At 59.2% G+C, this 20,838-nt stretch carries 17 protein-coding genes; 16 read left to right on the top strand and 1 reads right to left on the bottom strand.

Annotation, left to right across the window (positions count from 1 at the left end):
• The first annotated feature begins 247 nt into the window (after positions 1 to 247).
• The 9 genes from I6F16_RS25840 (at position 248) to I6F16_RS25795 (ending at position 11,582) form a co-directional block, all read left to right on the top strand.
• Positions 248 to 1,597: a DNA cytosine methyltransferase gene (locus tag I6F16_RS25840; protein WP_346656571.1), complete on the top strand. Its 1,350-nt coding sequence runs from the start codon at positions 248 to 250 to the stop codon at positions 1,595 to 1,597.
• Position 1,598: 1 nt separating this feature from the next.
• Positions 1,599 to 3,395 carry an AAA family ATPase gene (locus I6F16_RS25835; protein WP_225174114.1) on the top strand — a complete coding sequence of 599 codons (1,797 nt, stop codon included), beginning with the start codon at positions 1,599 to 1,601 and terminating at the stop codon, positions 3,393 to 3,395.
• A gap of 323 nt (positions 3,396 to 3,718) precedes the next feature.
• Complete coding sequence (locus I6F16_RS25830; RefSeq protein WP_225174113.1) at positions 3,719 to 4,606, top strand: hypothetical protein; 888 nt, start codon at positions 3,719 to 3,721, stop codon at positions 4,604 to 4,606.
• A gap of 21 nt (positions 4,607 to 4,627) precedes the next feature.
• A complete protein-coding gene (locus I6F16_RS25825; RefSeq protein ID WP_225174112.1) occupies positions 4,628 to 5,089 on the top strand; it encodes a very short patch repair endonuclease in 462 nt (153 codons plus the stop codon).
• A gap of 912 nt (positions 5,090 to 6,001) precedes the next feature.
• Complete coding sequence (locus I6F16_RS25815) at positions 6,002 to 7,150, top strand: DUF262 domain-containing protein (RefSeq protein WP_225174110.1); 1,149 nt, start codon at positions 6,002 to 6,004, stop codon at positions 7,148 to 7,150.
• 4 nt (positions 7,151 to 7,154) lie between these two features.
• Positions 7,155 to 8,333: a DUF3696 domain-containing protein gene (locus I6F16_RS25810; protein WP_225174109.1), complete on the top strand. Its 1,179-nt coding sequence runs from the start codon at positions 7,155 to 7,157 to the stop codon at positions 8,331 to 8,333.
• Positions 8,334 to 8,338: 5 nt separating this feature from the next.
• Positions 8,339 to 9,313, top strand: coding sequence for a hypothetical protein (locus I6F16_RS25805; RefSeq protein WP_225174108.1), 975 nt, complete (start codon positions 8,339 to 8,341; stop codon positions 9,311 to 9,313).
• Positions 9,314 to 9,406: 93 nt separating this feature from the next.
• The gene (locus I6F16_RS25800; RefSeq protein ID WP_225174107.1) at positions 9,407 to 9,937 is read left to right on the top strand and encodes a hypothetical protein; all 531 of its coding nucleotides are present in this window, start codon (positions 9,407 to 9,409) and stop codon (positions 9,935 to 9,937) included.
• A gap of 925 nt (positions 9,938 to 10,862) precedes the next feature.
• Complete coding sequence (locus I6F16_RS25795) at positions 10,863 to 11,582, top strand: hypothetical protein (RefSeq protein WP_036027003.1); 720 nt, start codon at positions 10,863 to 10,865, stop codon at positions 11,580 to 11,582.
• A gap of 109 nt (positions 11,583 to 11,691) precedes the next feature.
• Here the strand turns inward: I6F16_RS25795 and I6F16_RS25790 are convergent, their stop codons facing one another.
• Entirely contained in the window at positions 11,692 to 12,633 is a 942-nt protein-coding gene (locus tag I6F16_RS25790; RefSeq protein ID WP_225174106.1) for a GlxA family transcriptional regulator, read from the bottom strand.
• Between the two features lie 148 nt (positions 12,634 to 12,781).
• Between I6F16_RS25790 and I6F16_RS25785 the strand changes: the two genes are divergently transcribed.
• The 7 genes from I6F16_RS25785 (at position 12,782) to I6F16_RS25755 (ending at position 20,821) form a co-directional block, all read left to right on the top strand.
• A complete protein-coding gene (locus tag I6F16_RS25785; RefSeq protein WP_225113368.1) occupies positions 12,782 to 13,801 on the top strand; it encodes an alcohol dehydrogenase catalytic domain-containing protein in 1,020 nt (339 codons plus the stop codon).
• Between the two features lie 60 nt (positions 13,802 to 13,861).
• Complete coding sequence (locus I6F16_RS25780; RefSeq protein ID WP_225113367.1) at positions 13,862 to 14,686, top strand: alpha/beta hydrolase; 825 nt, start codon at positions 13,862 to 13,864, stop codon at positions 14,684 to 14,686.
• Between the two features lie 487 nt (positions 14,687 to 15,173).
• Positions 15,174 to 15,806 carry a DUF1326 domain-containing protein gene (locus tag I6F16_RS25775; RefSeq protein ID WP_057027610.1) on the top strand — a complete coding sequence of 211 codons (633 nt, stop codon included), beginning with the start codon at positions 15,174 to 15,176 and terminating at the stop codon, positions 15,804 to 15,806.
• 174 nt (positions 15,807 to 15,980) lie between these two features.
• A complete protein-coding gene (locus tag I6F16_RS25770; protein WP_345944114.1) occupies positions 15,981 to 16,646 on the top strand; it encodes a DUF2182 domain-containing protein in 666 nt (221 codons plus the stop codon).
• A gap of 332 nt (positions 16,647 to 16,978) precedes the next feature.
• Positions 16,979 to 19,546, top strand: a complete 2,568-nt coding sequence (locus I6F16_RS25765) for an EAL domain-containing protein (protein WP_225113366.1) — start codon at positions 16,979 to 16,981, stop codon at positions 19,544 to 19,546.
• Positions 19,547 to 19,719: 173 nt separating this feature from the next.
• Positions 19,720 to 19,968, top strand: coding sequence for a hypothetical protein (locus I6F16_RS25760; protein ID WP_225113365.1), 249 nt, complete (start codon positions 19,720 to 19,722; stop codon positions 19,966 to 19,968).
• Between the two features lie 190 nt (positions 19,969 to 20,158).
• Positions 20,159 to 20,821, top strand: coding sequence for a heme-binding beta-barrel domain-containing protein (locus I6F16_RS25755; RefSeq protein WP_225113364.1), 663 nt, complete (start codon positions 20,159 to 20,161; stop codon positions 20,819 to 20,821).
• Positions 20,822 to 20,838: the final 17 nt, after the last annotated feature.

Here is a 20,838-nt window from a genome sequence, read left to right as displayed (position 1 = left end):
TTTCATAATGCTCAACGGCTGGGGATTGCGGTGAACGTTTTGCCCACGGCGAACACTCGCAAGCTCTGCGATGAGGAGGGGGGCTAGACTGTGCTAGGCGGGTTAGCTGCGTTTCTCTCGACCAGAACAAAACTGGGAGATCACCTTATCCGGGACTCGCTGAGACGATAGCATAGAACAATTGCAAGCGATTCGGCTGGCTTGGGGATACTGAATGTTAGGGTCTAGTAGTGCCGCGCGGTTCGCGGTGGGAGAACTCTTCTGTGGTGTGGGCGGCCTGTCCCGTGGCTTCCACAGCTTGGGTTTCCAGCCAATATTTGCCAACGATGCCTGGGACCTTGCGCTTCATAACTTCCTGATGAACTTCGATGGAGGCTACGCTCGCAACCCCTCGGGGGGCGCTCGCGACATTCTGGCGTTGCCTGGCTCTGTCGAGGACGTCAAGGTCAGTCAACTGCTTGGTCATGTGGTTCATCCAGGCAGTGCCAAGAAGCTCGACTTTGGCGATTTGGACGTCCTACTTGGTGGGCCGCCCTGTCAAGGTTTTTCGCTGAATTCTCACATCCGTTCAGCGGATGATCCCCGTAATCACCTCTTTCGTCACTACGTCCGACTGTTGCGCGGGCTATCCCCGAAAGTATTCGTCCTCGAAAACGTTCCCGGAATGCTTTCCCTGAACGGCGGAGCCTTCATTGAGGAACTCGTCCGGAAGATTTCGACATCGAGGGCGAATGGTTGCCCTGGTTACGAACTAGACCTCCGTATCTTGAATGCAGCTCACTATGGAGTTCCGCAGGAAAGATTTCGGATTGTGATGGTGGGAACTCGGCGCGACGTTGCAGACAAAGCTGGGCTGGTGAAGCTACCTCTTCCCAAGCACTTCTCTCTCGCCCAAGCCCACTTCAAAGGCGGAAGAACTCACACCTTTCACTATGCTATCGGGTATGGAAAGCGGCCACCTGCCGATGAACTGCCACACATAGGTCCTCGGTTAGCGTCGCCCATTCGTGTGAGCGAAGCTATTGGAGACCTTCCGCCTCTGCAAAACGGCGGCGGCCAGGACGTCAGCGTTTACGAGGACACGCAATCAGACCAGCTCACTGACTTTCAGCAACAGATGCGGGGAGACTGCCGTGTTCTGACCAATCACTGGTGCCGCGAGTTGCTTCCGCCAAACGATGAGCGGGTAAAGCACATTCCGATCGGTGGGGATTGGAGATCGATACCGAAAGAGCTTCTGCCTCCAGGCATGCAGCGTGCTCTGCGGAAGGACCACACCAAAAGATATGGGCGTTTCGCGCCAACAGATTTGCCGGGAACACTACTCACCAAGCCGGACCCCCATTGGGGAACGTTCCTGCACTACGATGTCAAACAGCAGCGTCTCATTTCTGTTCGTGAAGCAGCTAGGATCCAGTCCTTCCCAGATAGCCACACTTTCTTCGGATCGCAGGTTGACCAGTATCGCCTCTGCGGCAATGCCGTGCCCCCTTTGATGGCCAAAGCTGTAGCCATCGAAGTGCAGAAAGTTCTCGACTGCTATCACGTGGATGCGAGGGGGCGACGCAAGACCAAGCGCCTTGCGGGCGGAAGATAGCATGGCAGCAAACGATGAGAAGCTAAGGTCTGCGTTAACGGCGATAGCGGATGCTTCCTCCGGGTCGATAAGTTTTCGGCCGGGCACTTCCCGCGAGATGAGCGAGGAGCTTGGGTTAGAGCTGTCGCGTTCGCCGAACCCCCTGTATCTTTTTGAGTTTCAGGCGCAAGGACAAGGTAGCAAGCGCGTCCTAGTGTTTACGCTTGTCCTTGACGGTACTCGCAGGGTCGCAACGCGGGCCGAGGCCCTAGGGAGAAATATTGCGGTAACTGACGGGACAATATTCGAGGTCAATCCGGTTCTGCTGATCTACGATTACAAGGAAGAACGGTTTCTCGCGGTCTCCGCAGCAAAGTTGTTCATGGCGTTTGCGGAAGAGGCGCGAACGCGTAAGATAGCCTATTCGGATACGTCATCGTTTTCCCTCACGCCAAGTTTCGACAAGCAGACCATTTCGATGTATGCGACGTTGGCTCCTCCCGACGTCTGGGTGCAGTCGCTTAGCTCACTGTCCGCAGGCGATCTCATTGCGAGTCTCACAAGGTTCGCAGACGAGACCACTGCCATAGCGGCGAGTATTCCAAGCTTGGTCCAAGCAATTCAGGCTCGACTAAATGCTGCCCAACCCACAGCGTCAGCTGCTCCCGCAGTGACACACGTTCCTGTCCCAAGTGTCCCGGATCATGATGCGGGGCCGGAGGCTGACGTGAAGGTGTCCCCTCGCGTATGGCGAATGATTCTGAACGCAATTGCATCCTCACCGGCGGTGATCTTGGTAGGGCCGCCCGGAACAGGAAAGACAGCCCTGCTTCGCAAAGCTATCGGGATGACACGACCTGCCGACTCAGCGGATCCTCTTTGGGCAACTCCAGATGAGAGTTGGACTGCACGCGAATTAGTCGGTGGCGAAACTATCCTGTCTGGAGAGGTCGTCTTCAAGCCGGGCTGGGTCCTCAGAGCCCTAGAAGAAAAACGCTGGTTGGTTCTTGACGAAGCCAATCGCGCGGACATGGACCGAATTTTTGGCGGTCTGTTGACCTGGCTTTCGGGGGGCAGCGTTTCGATCGGGCTAGAATCGACTGCCGCGGAAGCGAAAACCATACAACTAGGTTGGAAGAGCGGAAGCAGCGAACGCGTTGAAGCTGAGGGCAGTATCCGGTATCTCGCTGGAGATGATTGGCGCATGCTAGGGACGTACAATGCCCTAGATGCCCAGCGAGTTTTCCGTTTTGGAGCGGCTCTCGGACGGCGGTTTTTGAGAGTTCCTATTCCCGCGGCAGACCCCGCAATGTTCGGCGAGATTTTGCAGGAGCAAGCTGCCGATCTTCCCACGACCTCGCGAAGCGCGATCAATAGCCTCTACGCCGCCCATTATGTGAGTGAGACGACACAGCTGGGACCCGCACTATTTCTCGGGATTTGTAAGTACCTCCGGGCTGCAATTGCGGCGGATGCAAAGTCGGGCCTTGCTCTCGATGAAGCCCCCACGAAGAAGTCCAGCCAAGCTAGCGAGGTGCATTCAGGGGGGGTATCTGGCGAGCTGAGCTCCTTGGTGGAGACCAGCCAAGAGAACGGAGAGATGGCCTCCCATGATGCGGATACCGATTCAGCAGGGTCTGTTACAGTCGGACGGTTGCAAGAATGGCTCGCTGAAGCTTATGTCGTGAACGTTGGCACGTGGGTGGCCAACCTAGAGCCACATGATTTAGACGAGTTGAAGCAGCGGGTCGTGAGCGCCGGTGCGCTGACCGAAGACGATTGGTCATGGATTCAAAAAATGTCCCAGTCGCTAGCTTAGGTTCACCGACTATCCCGCAAGAGGGGCTGGCCGAGGTTCTGAGCAAGTGGACCGGAAGAGGTGGCTTGTGGGAGGCCTTGGCAGCTCCGCTGGATGCTGAGGCTTCAGCACAGTGGACGGCGTCTGACGTCAGGGCACGTGCATACCGAGTGTTGCTGGAACACCTACAAGGTTCAATATCTCGTTGGCCCGACCGTCTGAGCATTTGGCACGATCTTCTTCCGGCCGCTCGCGTGAGCGCAAAAATCGTGAGGGACGTGCCGTTTGCGGGGGTGTCCTGGACTAACACCAGGATCTCCTTCGGATGGCCGCCGGGCAAATTCGTGGGTAAGGAAAGTGAGCGTAATGCTGACCTGATGATAGTAACCAACTTGCGCTGGATCGTATCTGAGCTGATCAAAGTTCGAAAGCAAGCTACGAATCTCTTTCCGGACGTCGACCGTAACATTCGGCCGCAGCTCGACGTCGCAGAGCGCTTGTTAAATTTCGAAGCGATGGCCTCGGCTGCATCTACTCGGCCCTCTCGTCACGAGCTTAAAGCCATTCGACGCGAAGGCGCGCCCTGGGGAGCAGTGTGTGAAGTAGCAGACGAGCTGATTAGCGCGGAGACATCAGTAGACCATCTCGCAGCAAGGCTGCTCGTTCCAGATGACGCAATCCGCTGGCGTCTATTCCATCTAGGTGTGCTTGGAGTGTTGCTAGCCAGTTTGCGCGAACATGGGTGCATCTTGGATTCCCTCCGGCCTCTTAGCGCAGGGGCTGCTCGTCCTGCTTTTCGAGTTCGTGACAAGATCGGCAGGTCTTGGGAGCTTTGGTTTGAAGCGGCGGGTATTTGGAGCCACAACGGCATTAGGGCGCCATACACAGAAGCTACGGAGGCACTTGAGGGCGTCTCGCGATCGCTTGGTGCAGACATTTTGCTGTTTAGGAAGGGCGAAAGCGCGCTCATCATAGAGTGCAAGTACTCTCATTCAAAAGATATGGTGGCGAGGAATGGCTATTATCAAGCTACGACTTACGGTGCCGAAATCCGATCGCGGTTGGCAAAAAATGTTGCTGCGGTTGCAGTGGGGCCAGACGGAGTAGTTGGATCTGCCAGATTTGTGCAACTGAACTTTGGTATCGTCGGAATCGCCGCACCTGCTTTCCTCAACCAGATTGTTGGTGAGTTCTTGAATGGTACTATCTTTGCCCCTTCGAAAGAGAGCTAGGTCACTCCGGCTAGTAATGCGATGGACAAGCTGACACGGGAGCAACGCTCCGAGAACATGCGGCGTATTCGTGCCAAGGATACCGCTCCAGAGATAGCGGTTCGCAAACTTCTCCATGGGCTAGGTTACCGTTATCGGCTTCACTCAAAAGACTTGCCGGGCCGGCCTGATCTCGTCTTTCGGTCGCGCCATAAAGCCATCTTCGTGCACGGTTGCTTCTGGCACGCTCACGACAATGCAAACTGCCCGGAGTACGGGCGGATCGTAAAGACGAACAGAGCCTATTGGGGACCTAAACTTTTAGGTAACCGCGCTCGAGATGAGAGGCATTGCAAAGCTTTGAGAGACAGCGGTTGGTCAGTCCTCACAGTGTGGGACTGCGAGCTCGGCGATGGCCGGCAGCTTTCGAAACGTTTGAAGAAGTTCTTAGGGACGACTGGTTCGAACCTTCGGCGAAATAAAGCGAAGAAGCCAAGGCGGTAGGATTCCCAATTTACCGCTCGGAAGGGCCGCTAATGAATGCCGAAAGGACGACCTCTCCCGTGGGGAGTTGCGCAGTGAGCGTTAGGGAGCCTTCCCATCGCCTCAATATAACTGCGTATTGTAGAAAGCCGAAGGTCCGCGCGTATCTCAATTCGAGAGACACCATCCTGGCTTATCCCCACGGCCTCTGCCATCTCGGCCTGAGTGATCCGAAGCGTCTTTCTGATGTCCTTCAGGCCCATGCGGGGCTTCAAAGGACGTGATGGGCCGCGGCGGGGCTGCCGGGGAGATCTCGTAGAGCTTTGCATACTTCCCGAACCAAAAGTTTGGGCTAATTGACTTTAACTGGAGACCCGAAGCGAGGGCGGCCACCCTCACAGAATAGGATTGCAGCTCGCCTCGCAGGGTGCTGGGAGCTTGGCCTTCACCGCCGCAACTCGCAACGCTTGATAGTTGGCTTTTTCGCTTAAGATCCCGGGCGATCCGTTGAGCTGTGATCTCCGTGATGCGATGCAGGGGTAGATCCATCGGGCAAATCATGAGTGCGAGGCTCCACCCTTCTCGAAGGCATCGGGCACTCTGTGGTAGAATAGTTGACCGACATTACCCCAGCCACTACAGTTTTGGGATGTCAAAGAAAACAATCGCAGGGGACCTTGCAAGGGGAAGAGGGCACGGCACGAGCGGATTTCCGGCGGCCGAGCTCGCAAGCCGCAGTTTTCCCGTGATTTAAGAGCAGGTACTGCGACGCGTCAGCCGCAGCCCAAATCAAAAGGTTAAATGTCCTCGCGCCTAGCAGCGAACGCGCAATTGACAGCTGACCAAGGGCGTACGGCTGCATCAAATTGTGCGCAGACCTAGGAGCGGCCTGACGTTTGAACCTAGGTCAGTTTGAGGATCATCGGTGACAACATGACGGATGTAGAGGTCGATAATAAAACCCTGGTCGATGAGGCCGTCTCGACTGCGCTAGGCGTAGAAGAGGAGCGGCTTGATCAGGGTTGGATTATCGATAAGCCATTTGATCCCGACAAGATAAAGGTAACAACGGAGCGGAAAACGATTGATTTGATCATTCGCCGCATCGATCATGGGGAAGTGGATCTAGCTCCTGAATTCCAGCGTCGAGCTCGCGTTTGGCATCCACGACGAAAGAGTCAACTTATTGAATCGTTGCTGCTGCGTATTCCGCTGCCCGTCTTCTACGTCGCGGCGAACCACCGTGACGACTGGGCGGTAGTCGATGGCTTGCAACGTTTGACTACGATTTTCGATTTCATGAAGAACGTATTCCCGCTCACCGGGCTTGAATACCTCGATGCTTTGGATGGTCTGACGTTCGGCCGGCTTGATAGGTCAATGCAGCGCCGAATCGAGGAGACCGAGTTGGTCATTAACGTGATCCAGCCCGGTACTCCCGAGGAGGTCATGATCAACATCTTCAAACGCATCAACACCGGCGGTGCCCCTCTCACAGGGCAGGAAATACGCAACGCCCTGCACAAGGGTCCTGTGCGCGAATTTTTGCGCGGCTTGGCGGACAGCGCCGAATTCAAATCTGCAACCGACAACCGAGTTCGCGACGAGAGAATGGATGCGCAAGAAATGGTTTTGCGCTTTCTAGCCTTCAGAATGACCGCCTGGGCAGAATATAGGGTGAATGACTTAGACGCATTCTTAAATGATGCAATGCACCAGCTTAACGCGATGTCGCAAGAAGGAAGAGACGCGCTGGGCTTGGAATTCAGACGCGCGATGCGGGCAGCAACGAGTATTTTTGAAGGAGATGCGTTCCGCAAGCCTCGGATTCTGGGTGGAAGCAGAAACCCAGTTAGCAAGCCGTTGTTTGAAGCATGGAGCGTTAATCTTGCTTGCTTAAACGACGAAGAAATTTCGCTCCTTGTCGAGCAAAGGCAGGCCGTGCGCGACGCTTTTCAATCGCTCGTCCGTGATGATCCCGAGTTCGTAATCTCAATCTCCTATTCGACCGGAGTACCTCGTCGCGTGTCGAAAAGATTCGGTGAGGTTGCGCGATTAGTCCGCCAATTTGTGCCGGAGTAAAACCATGATCGACGAATTGCACCTTATAAACTTCAAGTGCTTTGCCGATCAGCGCATTCGTCTAGCGCCGCTTACGTTGCTTACCGGCCTCAACGGTATGGGAAAGAGCAGCGTGATCCAGAGTTTGCTGCTGCTGCGCCAATCCTATCTAGACGGAATTCTTCGACGGGGAACTCTGCTAACGGCCGGAGAGCTAGTCCAGCTGGGCGCTGTAACGGATATTTGGTTCGAGCGGGCTAGAGAGGACGTTCTCGGAATTCGCCTTTCGTTCAGCCGGCGCAATATGTTCGGAAAAAATCCGTCCCGCGTCGCCCAGTTCAATTTTGTCGTGGTTGCCGAGGACAACCTGACGCTGCTCGGCGACGAAGAAAGCATTCGGTCATCCATTGAGGTCGTCGAAAGCCAACGCGGCGGCTCAATATTTTCGCGGAATTTGCGTACTGATCACATCGGCAACTTCCAATATCTTGGTGCGGAGCGGAACGGTCCGCGTAAGTTTTCGCCCATGTTGCATTCACCGACGTCTCCTCTAGTTCTTGGTAGTCAGGGCGAATACACGCTCCATGTGCTTCAGATGTTTCAAGACATCATCCAAATTCAACCTTCGGATCCTCGGTTGGTGTCCGCACCAAGCGAACGGCTGCGAGATCAGATAGAAGTGTGGCTTGGAGAAATAAGCCCCGGTGTTAATTTATCGATCAAGGCAATTCCGGACGCTGATTTGGTAGTGAGTGGCTTTTCTTTCGGATCAGCCGGTCAGCTTCGAAGCAGGGACTATCGCGCAACGAACGTTGGATTTGGGCTGTCATACGTCTTGCCAGTACTCGTGGCCCTATTGGCGACCCCTCGGGGCGGATTGGTTTTAATTGAAAACCCGGAAGCACATCTGCATCCGCAGGGGCAGACGAAATTAGGAGAGCTTTGTGCTAGGGCGGCGGCTGCCGGGGTGCAACTCATAATCGAAACACATTCTGATCATGTCATGGACGGGGTTCGCATCGCCGTTCGGGACGGCATCTTGAATGCGAGCAGCGCAGCCTTTCATTATTTCCAGAGAACTTCCGGCGAAATCGGCGTTACGAGCCCGACGCTGGATTCGGAGGGAAAGCTGAGCGAGTGGCCATCGGGGTTCTTCGATCAAAGCCGGCGCAATGTCGCCCGGCTATTACGACCGAAGCAGTAATGCCGATGGCCGATTACGTCTTTAACTCGGCGACGCTCGATCCTCCGTATCCCACGAGAGCGGACGCTGAACCACATCTGGCCTCGCTGCTAGAAGGACTGGCGGCACTAGATGCGGCCAGCGAGGTTCTTCCAACGCTCCGGCTACCGAATGATCCCTGGTACATTGCACTGGTCCGTCATCCTGACGGCTCCGAGATCACTCTTGGTGAGGTGGCGCATGCGTTTTATGGAACCGCTAATCACGACTATGCAACGTTTTTCGACCAACTCAACAGGGCAATTCCATCAGACGCAGGTCTGGAAGAGAACGTAATTGACGAACTGCTTCAGATTGCGCCAGAAAAGCCTGCCGCTGGGTACGAGGAGAGCTTTCCAAGTATTCAAGCGGCGGGGTTCGACTCGGTTTTGTGCGCCGTCACAAACTCAATCCTCGTAGGTCTGTTCAGAAGCCGGCTTTGGGACTTCGACTCGATGGGGTTCTTGTCGAAGGAAGTCGCCTATTGCTTCGATCACATCGCGATTCCGGGTCATGCCACGGCTATCGCTAATCGTCGGACTCAACTAGCTCGGATTGATTTAACGTCACGAAATTTCTGGGAAAGAAAGAGTGAGGCGTTTCCTCATCTGGCTTTTGGTTTGGATATCGAGTCACAGATTGGAAAATTTAGCGCCACGCTACTGCCTCTGCTGTTTCGACGTTTGTCCGAACTGGATAACCTAGCGCGGGCATGGCGTGAATCTGCCAATGGTCGTCCACCAGCGATGCTGCCGCCAATCACTGGTGAATCTGCACCGACGATGGCAAGATATGCTAATGCTCGCAGGTTTCGCGGTGAAGATGGTGTTGTTCGTACTTTCGAAGATCATGTGTGGGTCGATAGAACTCACCGGGTGCACATCTTCTTACATGACAATGAGAAAAAGATCGAAGTAGGCTATGTTGGGCGTCATCTTCCGATTTCGTCGGAGCCGACCTGAGGGCCGCGCGATTGCGCTCCGGCGAGACTTGCTTCCGTAATTCGCTCGACAAATAGCTAGGTCGAAGGATGACGCTGCGGAGCGGGCGAACAAATGTCTGATTCTGAGATTGGAAAGCGGGAGCTCGAACGGGATCACTTAGCGCTATTTTTGAAAGCATATCAAACCATCGCTTCGGAGAATTTCGAACTGGTCGATGCTGAGACCCCGGACTTTATAGGCCGTGACAATGTAGGGCGGAGTGTTGGCATTGAGCTGACGCAGCTTCGCTTCAGCCCCTCAGAACGAAGCTCAAGAAGACTATTTCCGATCGGGATTGTGGATCACGATGCATGGTGGCGACTGCTTGGTCTGCTCAACGCAAAGGAAATGACTTTAACCCGCGGCCAGTGGTCCCGGTGCGAGCGCAAGATTTTGGTTGTGATGCTCATTGATACTTCTTTGGATCAGCTTGGGTGGGGATTTGACACTGAAGAGCCGACGAGCGAAGGCTTCACCGAAATCTGGCTTGCCGATCATACGCAAGTGGACGCCTTCGGAGCAGTCGACCTTCTTGCTGTCGTTCATCCCACGCTCGCGGGGCGATTTGCCACGGGAGATCATGGTCAAAAGCCATTTGGCTAAAGCGGTAGCCCGCCGCGTGACCACCGCGTGACGAGCCTATGATGATCCTCCGGGAAACAAGGCGTGGTGCTTACCTGCTTGACGGCGGGAGTAGAGCCCGAACTCCAACGAGCTACAGCCGCAACCAGAAGCCTCCCACTTGCCCGCGGCCTCCTTTTACAGAGCCGAGCCCAACGCCCTAAATGGTCAAAGTTTCGTGGGGCAGACCGTGAGGGCCGGGCACAGAAGACAGCGTCGAACCAATGAGCCGCGTTGCTCCTGACCTTGTATTGGCGCGGCAGCCGCCGCACGTGAGCTGACACACCTGAGTGTCGAACTAAGCGCATCAAGGTTGGTCTGCGCCTCCGCCAGCCAACAACTCGTCCAGCACTTTCTGGAAAGCATTCGTTTTAACTCGGGGTCTTTGACGCCCGCTACGGCCTTCTCCGCCTGTGCAACTAAGGCCGCAAAATCTGGTGCTTCGCTCACATCAAATCACTCCGGCAATCGCGATGCATGCATCAGTAGAAACCTGCGCCTGAATCGCAAGCGACTGTGGCCGCGTACTCTCAATGTTCACAGGTGAGCTGGAAAGGACAGCAGGGCGGGTGAGTAACAGAACTGGTAAACATTCTCACCGCCTGCTAGAAATTCTGTCGGTATTTCAATGGCTAACCTGTCGGGCAGCGCAATCCGCCCCTGGGCACCAATCTACGCTTTTCCACACTGAAGCACGATCTCGTACGATAGCGCTTGCCAGATGACCGGCGCGAAGCGCGCTCGCGTTTTTCTTTTCTCTTCCTGGAGCTTGCCAAGAGGCATCTGGAAAACCCGGCGCGCGGCGGCGTCTGGAATCAAGGCATCTAAGTCGTTCGGCAGGCTTGGCCGACCGCCTAGGCTCCCGCTAAAGGCTGCGATCCCGCGCGGCTTCCGCAGGAGCCCAACCATGAAGCAACTCAAGGATATAGCCATCGAAGCCCATGGAGGCCTCGATCGGTGGCGGCAGTTCGAGCAGGTGTCGGCCGATCTTGTGCAGGGCGGCGTCCTGTGGTCCTTGAAGGGACAGGCAGTCACCCTCGAGCGGACCAACGTCACCGTGGGTCTGAAGAGGCAGTGGGCGTCACACGCTCCGTTCGGCGCTGACCATCGCCGCTCGCGCTTTGAGCCGAGCCGGGTGGCTCTGGAAGCAGACAACGGAACGGTTCTCGAAGAGCTGCTTGAGCCGCGCGCGAGCTTTGCCGGCCATGAGTTGCAAACGCCGTGGACTGAACTGCAACTCGCCTACTTCGCCGGCTGCGCGATGTGGACCTATCTGAACATGCCGTTCCTGCTTGCCTGGCCGAGACTTGAGACCGAGGAACTGGAGCCCTGGCCGACCGACAGCGGAGACTGGCGCCGCCTTGCGGTGCGATTTCCGGCAGAGATCGCGACGCACAGCACCGTGCAGACGCTCTATTTCGACGGTGAGGGGCTGCTGAAGCGCCACGACTACAACGTCGAGATCTCCGGCAACACGCCCGGCGCGCATATCATCGAAGACTACACGGAAGTCTCGGGCATCAAATTCCCGACGAAACGCCGGATCTATTCCCGCCAGCCAGACGGCAGCTTCAGCACCGAGCCCCTCGTCGTTTCGATCGATCTTTCCAACATCCGGCTCAGCTAGCGATGAGCCTTTGGAATCCAAACTCGACGGCGTGAGAAGCCGGTGGCCTTATGACGATTGATCCGACATGGGCCGCCTTCTTACACGCATTGCCGCGGTCGCGCGTCGATCATAGTGCGGCCAGCGGTCCGGCATCATTGCGGATGGCTCTAGGGACCTCCCCAAGCACGCGCGCAAACGCCAGACGCATCCGCTCTCGGTTCGCGAACCCCACCTCGCGAGCGATGACCTCGATCGGCAACCGACTTTGTTCCAGCATCAACTTCGCGGCTTCGACACGCAACGCTTCGACCGCCTTTGCGGGCGTGGTGCCGGTTTCCGCCCGAAACAGCCGCGTGAACTGCCGGGGGCTGAGGCACGCGGCCTCGGCAAGCTCGTCAACGGTGAGGTTTTCGGCAAGGTTCTGACGAGCGTAGTTCAGCACGCGCTGGACCCGATCTTCATTCGCGCCGAGGTCCAGCAAAGTGGAATGCTGGGACTGTCCGCCTGAGCGGCGATGGTACATGACCATGCCCTTCGCGACCGAACGGGCAATATCGGAGCCGTGGTCGCGCTCGATCATGTCCACGACCAGGTCCGTTCCCGCGGTCATGCCGGCTGACGTCCATATCGGTCCGTCCGCGATGAAGATCTTGTCCATGTCGACCTCGCAGCTGGGGAAACGGTCCTGCAGCGCCTGCGCGTAACGCCAATGCGTGGTGGCGCGCCGGCCGTTCAGCAAGCCCGCATCTCCCAGGACGAACGAGCCCAGGCAGATGGCGGCGACGCGGCGCGCGTCGCGAGCAGCAGCGCGAAGCAGCCGGACCAATCCCGGCGACGAGGTCGGTATCTCCAGGCCCGCGGCGACGATCAGCGTGTCATAGCGAGCATCGTCGATTGGGTCCGTCATGACCTGCATGCCGGATGACGAGGCGACCAGTCCTCCTTCCTCCGAGAGGACGCGCACGTCATAGACCTTCTCGCCGGCCTGCTTGTTGGCCACGTCGAACGCTGCGACGGCTCCGAAGCAGACGGGTTGGAAACTCGGGCAAAGGACGAGGCCGATCTTCATGCTTTCTCCGCGACGGTTGCTAATCGCCTAGATGGTCGTTCCAGCGATGTTTCGCCATGCATGGCCGGAATGATGGCATCTACGTCCTGTCGGCTTGGGCAGGCCGCTGGTAGCGCTCCGACAGGTTTTTTCAGACCTTGGAGCTTTCATGTCGAGCGATCCGACGACATACAGCGCTGTTCAGGCCGTCGCGCCGGGACAGCTCGAACTGACGCAAAAGCCGCTTGTCGATCCCGGCCCCGGGCAGGTCCGCCTTCGCGTCGAGGCCTGCGGTGTCTGCCACTCCGACGCCGCGACCGTCGAAGGGGCTTTTCCGATCCAATGGCCGCGCGTGCCGGGCCACGAGGCTGTAGGCGTGATCGACGCGGTCGGCAGCAACGTCGAGGGTTGGACGCTCGGGCAGCGCGTCGGCATCGGCTTCCTCGGAGGTAGTTGCGGACACTGTGCAGAGTGCCGCGGCGGCGATCTCGTCAATTGCCGGAACCAGGAGTTCACCGGCGTTCATCATGACGGGGGCTACGCGCAGTACATGCTCGCGCGCTCAAGTGGCCTCGTGTCGATTCCCGATGGGCTCGCCTCGGAAGACGCCGCTCCGCTGCTCTGCGCCGGACTGACGACCTTCAGCGCGCTCCGCAACTCTCCCGCTCGCGCCGGCGATCTGGTCGCCGTGATCGGCATTGGCGGCCTCGGGCACCTCGCCGTGCAGTTCGCCCGGCGCATGGGCTTCGAGGTCGTGGCGATTGGGCGCGGACCGGACAAAGGTGGTCTCGCCGGAAAGCTTGGCGCCCACCATTATGTCGACAGCTCGAGCGTCGCGGTTGCTTCCGCGCTGCAGGATCTGGGCGGCGCGCAGCTCGTCGTCATCACCGCGTCAGGTGGTAGAGCTGTGGCAGACGCGGTGAAGGGACTTCGGCCGCGCGGCCGGATCATCGCGCTCGGCGCATCTCCCGAACCTGCGGAGATCGCGACGTCCGACCTCCTGTTCGGCGAGCGTTCGATCGAAGGCGCCTTGACCGGCGATCCAGCGACCGCCGATGCCACCTTGCGGTTCAGCTCGCTCGCTGGCGTTGCCGCCATGATCGAGACGATGCCGCTAGAACGCGCGCCGGAAGCGTATCGCAAGATGATGGCGGGCGAAGCCCGCTTTTGCATCGTCCTCACCATGTAGATGCGCTGCCAATCAGGATCGACTCCGCATCAAGCAAATGCAACTCACAAAGGAGCAACCATGTCGCTCGAAACCGCTAGAACAGAATCTTTGAACGTCGGCGATGTGCGCTTCGCCTTCCGGCGGCTCGGCCCGACGGCCGGGACGCCGCTCATCCTGCTGCAGCACTTCACCGGGACGATGGATGCCTGGGATCCGGCAGTGGTGAATAGCCTTGCTGAAACGCGGCCGGTCATTGCGTTCAACAATCTCGGCATAGGCACCTCCACCGGCCGGACGCCCGACACGGTGGAGCAGATGGCCTCGGATGCCGAGACATTCATACGAGGCCTTGATCTGCCAAAGGTTGACCTCCTCGGCTTCTCCCTCGGCGGCATGCTCACCCAAGTGCTTGCCGTGCAGCACCCCGGCTTGATCCGCAAGCTCATCATCGCCGGCGCTGCACCGCGCGGGGGCGAGGAACATCTGCTCGCCGTAGTCGACGAAGCCTTCGCTCAAAGCGGGACGGATGTGCGGTTGCCCCTGTTCTTCACACCCTCCGAAGAAAGTCAGCGCGCCGGCCGCGCTTTCGTCGCCCGCGCAACGATGCGCAAGGAGGATCGTGATCCGGACAGCGGCGAGGATGTCAGCAACGCGCAGGCGAAGGCAATCATTGGCTGGTGCGCCAGGAAGCATGAAGGCGAAGCGACGCTCCGCGCCATCGCGCAGCCTACGCTCATCGTGCACGGCAGCGACGACACGATGTTTCCGAGCATCAACGCCTACAACATGTTCAAGGCTATGAAGAACGCCCAGCTCGTTCTCTATCCGGACTCCGGCCACGGCGCGCTGTTCCAGTATCCAGCGAGGTTCGTCGCCCATTGCCGAACCTTCCTGGACGAGTGAGGGAAGAGATCGATGCCAATCTTCAGCAACTGGCGATCGAAGCCCATGGCGGCCTCGATCGGTTTCGGCAGTTCTCGTTCCTCACGGCGCGGCTTCACCAATTTGGCATCCTCTGGAATCCGAAGGGAAAGCCGGACGTGCTCACTCATGCCAATACGTTCTTGTTGCTTGCTAGAAATTCTCTCGATATTTCAATTACAAGAGCGTCGGAGAGCGCATCCCGCCCCTGCGCACCACGCCCCGAACGTCGGACATCCCCCGAGCTGTAGCTGCCCCCGAGCCACGACCCTCGTCCGCTATACGCAGCCGGCCGCCGCTGATATGATCCTCCGACAGTAAACGGCAGCTCGCCACCAGACTATTTCTGCGATGCCGGCCTTCTGATCGGACCTCGATCCCGCTCGCGCCATTTCGCATTGCTTCGACGAGAACGCTGAACAAATTCGTCAACGGCTGCCGCGTCCCCGCTCACATCAGGAGATGTGCCATGACTGCATCGGACTGGCGTCTCGAAGGCGAATGGATGAAGAACTGCACCTGCGCGTTCGGCTGCCCCTGCGATTTCAACGCACGGCCGACCCAAGGCTATTGCAAGGGATTGGTCGCCATGCGGATCGCCAAGGGACATTTCGAAGGGACCAGGCTCGATGGTCTCTGCTTTGCGATCACGGTCGATTTCCCCGGGCCGCTGCATGAGGGCAATGGGACAATCCAGCCCATCATCGACGAACGCGCCACGGCGGAGCAGCGACAGGCGTTGTTCGATATCTTCTCCGGTAAGCATTCGGCCGAAGGCACGCTGTTCCAGATCGTCAGCATGATCGTCACCAAGATCCATGATCCCGTGTTTGTGCCGTTCGAGTTCTCATTCGACAAGGACGGACGCGTCGCAAGACTCGTCGCCAAGGGCGTGCTCGAGACCGATGTCGAGCCGATCAAGAATCCGGTGACCGGTGATCCGCACCGCATCCAGGTGGTCATGCCCGAAGGGTTCGAACATCGGGCGGCCGAGGTCGCATCCGCCGACATCCGCTCGACCGGCGCGATCCGGTTCGAGACCCGCGCTACGCATAGCTCGCTCGCCAATGTCGTGCAGACGCCTAAGGGCGTTGCGGCATGATGCGGCGCTGACACCGACACAAGATCTCGGTGTCAGCTCCTCGTCGCTATGGACAAGTCGATGCAGGAGCGCTCGATACTCGAACACTTGCTCCACCGCGACCGGCTGATCGTCGCGATCGGGACCGCCGCAGTGGTCGCGCTCGCCTGGGCCTATCTCGCTGCGGGCGCCGGCATGGACACCGAGATGATGGCCGACATGCCGGACATGGCGCCGATGCCGTGGACGCCGTTCTATGGCGCGCTGCTGTTCGTGATGTGGTGGGTGATGATGATCGCGATGATGGCGCCGAGCGCGGTGCCCACCGTTCTCCTGTATGCGACCGTCAAGCGAAGGCAGGAGGCTGCCTCCCGCGCCGCAATCGATAGCTGGATCTTTCTCGCCGGTTATCTCGTGACGTGGGCCGGGTTCAGTCTCGCTGCGGTCCTGGTGCAAGGAGCATTCGAACGCTTCGGGTTGTTGTCGATGGCGATGGCAAGCACCAGCGCGATTCTGGGCGGCGGCGTGCTGATTGCAGCAGGGCTCTATCAGTTCACGCCGCTCAAACAGGCCTGCCTGCGCTACTGCGACAGTCCGCTGTTGTTTCTCAGTCGATATTGGCGGCCCGGCACGCGCGGCGCATTCCGGATGGGACTTCGCCACGGCAGCTACTGCGTCGGCTGCTGCTGGTTTCTGATGGTATTGCTGTTCGTCGGCGGCGTGATGAACCTGGCCTGGATCATCGGCATCGCGCTCTATGTCGCCGCCGAGAAGCTGCTGCCGTTCGGCCAACGGTTGAGTTATGCGGCAGGCGCGCTCCTCATCCTGTCCGGCACGATCGTCCTTGCGCGCGCGATGTGAAAAACGGTCCAAAGACGGTTAAAATGTGCCGCTTGCGACATGGCGATGTGCCTGAATACCAGCCGACCTCCGTGATGATACGGAGGCTTTGAGCTGAAGAATTGAGCTTCCTCCAAACAAAAACTTAAGGCTGTTTCGGCTACCTTCGCGCTATGAACGGCACCCGCGCGGGTGTCCCTGTGCAGTCGAGGCGGAGACAAGGCGATGCCAATACTGCGGGCGAGCGCAGTTCTGCCCTGGCGGCCGAAGCGGGGGTGCGCGTCGTGATTCCCGCAGGGGCAGTCCGCAAAGCCGGAAGAGCGATCCTGCGGAATGCTCCGCTGCAGATCGCATTGTTCTTTCTCCCCCTGGTCTGGATCGGCTATTTCGCAATCACCGCCTCCGAGCGGATGGACGCGATCCAGCAAGCGCGGTCGCACGGCAACAGCGTCGCCGAATTGTTCGAGGAGAACACCGAGCGCATCTTCGAGCGCGTGGATCAGTCGTTGCTGGTGGTACAGGCACTCTACGCCCAGGATCCGCAGGCCTTCAGCCTGAAGTTCTGGTCCGACAAGGCCCGCCTCGCCACCGGCGACGTGGTCCAGTTCGCTCTGATCGGATCGGACGGATACATGACCGAGACGACGGCGGGCTATTCCGGTCCGCCACTTTATCTCGGTGATCGCGAGCACTTCATTCATACCATGTCGCAGGTCGACGATCGCCTTTACGTGGCGAAGCCGGTGCTGGGCCGCGCGTCCAAAAAGTGGACGATACAGCTCGCGAGAAAGCTGTTCGATCTCGCCGGCAATCGGGTCGGCGTGGTTGTCGGCTCGATCAGCGTCGACGTCGTCGGCAGGTTCTACGACACCGCAAAGCTCGGCGTCGGGGGAACGCTGGTGCTCAGGAATGCGAGCCACGTGGTGCTCGCCGCCCGGGGCGTGGACCAGGGGTCAGTGCTGGGACAAAGCGCGCCGAGCCGCGTCGCGGGCGAACTGGGCGACGGCTTCTATGCGCAATATTGGAACGAGAACCGACCGGACCGCAGCGACCGACTGATCACGGCGCGCAGGTCGCGCGCGTTTCCGCTCATCTTCACCGTCGGCATTTCGGAGCAGGAGATCTATTCCCGCTCCGCCTTCAGGCAGAAGGTCTATCTCGGCGGCGCGGTGCTGCTCACGTTCATCATCCTCGCCGCGACGACATTTCATTGGCGACGGCAGCAGGCGCTGGATCGCGCCCACCGCGAGCGGCGCGATTTCGCCAGCAAGTTCGAGGATGCGCTCAGGAACCTCCCCCAGGGCTTGAGCATGTTCGATGGCCGTGACCGCCTGATCGCGTTCAACCGGCAATGGCTCGAACTTTACGACCTCGTGCCGGAAGACATCCGGATCGGCATGGACTTCCGGGAGGTGTTCGCGAAGCAGACCGCCGTGCTCGACGTCGAGGCGTACCTCGTCGATTTGAAGAACCGGCTCGCCCAGTCGGAGCAGATCTCGAACACCGTGCAGTTTCCGGACGGCCGGGTCGTCTACATCTCCTACGGCCGGCGCGAGGACGGCGGCTGGGTTGCCACGCATGAGGACATCACCGAGCGCAAGGCGTCGGCGGACCGCATCGAGCGGCTCGCGCATTACGACAGCCTGACCGGCCTTGCCAATCGCAACCTGTTCAAGGAGCGCATCGACGAGGCGCTGGCCCGCCCGCGCCGGCCGGAGCCCGCGTTCGCCGTACTCCTGCTCGATCTCGACAAGTTCAAGTCGGTCAATGATGCGCTCGGCCATCAATGCGGCGACGCGTTGCTGAAGCAGGTTGCCGACCGGATCAAGGCGCAGATCCGTGATGCCGATACGGCGGCGCGAATCGGCGGCGACGAATTTGCCGTCATCGTGGCACCCGGCGGGGCCGCGATGCGCGAGGGCGCTGAAAGCCTGGCCGCGCGGCTGGTCGAAGCCATTGCCGAACCCTTTCACATCGATGGCCACCCCGTCGTGAGCGGCTGTAGCATTGGCCTTGCGCTCGTGCCCGAGCACGGCACGCGGGTCGACGAGATCCTTCGCAACGCCGATCTTGCGCTCTACAGGTCGAAGAATGCCGGCAGAAACTGCTTCCACGTCTATTCACCGGAGCTCAAGGCGGAAGCGGATCAACGCAACGTGCTCGAGATCGAGCTGCGTGAAGCGATCTGGCGCGAGGAGATAGAGCTGTTTTATCAGCCTGTGATCGAGCTCGGCACTGGTCGGGTAAAATCGGTCGAGGCCCTGGCGCGCTGGCATCACGCCACCAGGGGCTACATCCCTCCGGCGGAGTTCATTGCGGTTGCCGAGGCGGGGGGACTGATCGTCGAGCTCGGCCACCAGGTGCTCGCCAGGGCCTGCCGCGATGCGATGAACATGCCGGGCGACATCAAGGTCGCTGTCAATCTCTCCGCCCTGCAATTTGCCAGCGCCAATCTCGTCGACACCGTGACCTTTGCGTTGACGCAGAGCGGGCTTCCGCAGACCCGGCTCGAGCTCGAGATCACCGAGAGCGTTTTTCTCGCCGACACCGAGGAGAACCTCAGGACGCTCCAGCGCCTCAAGGCGCTCGGCGTCTCCATTGCCCTCGACGATTTCGGTGTCGGATACTCGTCGTTGTCCTATTTAACGGCCTTTCCTTTCGACAAGGTCAAGATCGACAAATCCTTCATCGACAGGATCGATCGCTGCGAGACCGTCGCCGTGCTGAAATCCATCGTGCAGCTCGCAAAGACGCTGAAGCTGTCGATCGTCGCCGAGGGGGTCGAGTCCTCCGAACAGGTCAGACGGCTCCAATCACTCGGCATCCCGCTCGGCCAGGGATTTCACTTCAGCAAGCCCGTGCCGCTTGCAAGCCTCTCCTGGCAAGCCCCCACGGCGCGCCGGAAACGGCGGGTGGCGTGAGCTGAATGCCCCAGGCGTTTTCATCATGCCCGCCACTGCAGCCCCTTGGGCCGAAGAGCGTTCCTTAATTGCCGGTTCGGAAGCCTGCGCCCGCCCGTCCTGGCACTCCCCTTGCTCAGTCCTGACCCAAGCCCGGGCCTCGGCGGAGAGGCCGTTTCAGGTTGAGGCAAGTGATGCAGGAAGTGTCCCGTTCTGGTGCTGTTGACGAACTCCGGCTCGACGCGTTGATCGCCGATTTATGGTGGCGCGTTCGGCTGATTAATACCGACATTCTCGAGGAAGAGGCGCGCGCCGGGGTGTTCGACCCGGTTCAGCCGACCTACCCGCTTCTCGCGGCCAACCTTCGCGCCCGACGCGACAATCTGGTCGCGACGATCGGCGTGCTCGAGCAGCGTGCGAGATCGGTGTCGGAAGCGGCTTGAAGCGGTCGCGGGGACGCGCCAGCCTCGACGTCTTCGTCAACCGGCCCGGCTGCAGCGCCAGAGGCGGGCGCGGGATGCAATGCGCATCCTCGCATGGCTCGAATGCCTCCGTCGCTGTGCCGCTAACAGTTGAATTCAGGCCGCCGCCTGCCCGTGTTATGGCTGGTCTCTGCACCCCCGCGAGGCCGCCATGCTCCCCATTCCCGCCGATATCTTCACCGAACCCGAGGACGTCTCGCCCGACGGCCTGGCCAATCTCGGCCCGCTTCGGCGTCTTGCCGGCACCTGGCAGGCGGACAAGGGCATCGACATCAATCCGAAGGCGGAAGGGCCGGAGCGGCGGACCTTCATCGAGCACATCCGCATGGATCCGATCGATCCGCAGGCCAACGGGCCGCAGCTGTTGTACGGGCTGCGGTACCACATCCACATCAACACGCCCGAGGAAGACATTACCTTCCACGACCAGGTCGGCTACTGGCTGTGGGAGCCGGCGACCGGGCTGATCATGCAGACCCTGGCGATCCCGCGCGGGCAGGTGCTGCTGGCCTCGGGCACGGCCGGGCCCGACGACAAGACGATCTCGGTCACCGCCAAGCGCGGCGACACCGCCTACGGGATCTGCTCGACCGATTTTCTGGAGCAGGCCTTTCGCACCGATGCTTACCGCTGCGACATCACCTTCAACGACGACCGCAGCTGGACCTATCTGATCCAGACCGAGTTGTTCGTGCGCGGCGCGCCGTTCAATCACCACGACACCAACACGCTCCAGCTCATAGCGCCACCCAGGCTCAATCCGCTGGCGGCGATCGTGAACGATCGTGCCGCGCGCGGTGGATCCGCGGCCTGAGTGCTGCCCGGAGGATT

The organism is Bradyrhizobium sp. IC4060 (genome assembly GCF_020193715.1).
Lineage (GTDB): Bacteria > Pseudomonadota > Alphaproteobacteria > Rhizobiales > Xanthobacteraceae > Bradyrhizobium > Bradyrhizobium yuanmingense.
This window is presented reverse-complemented; position numbering and strand designations above follow the sequence as displayed.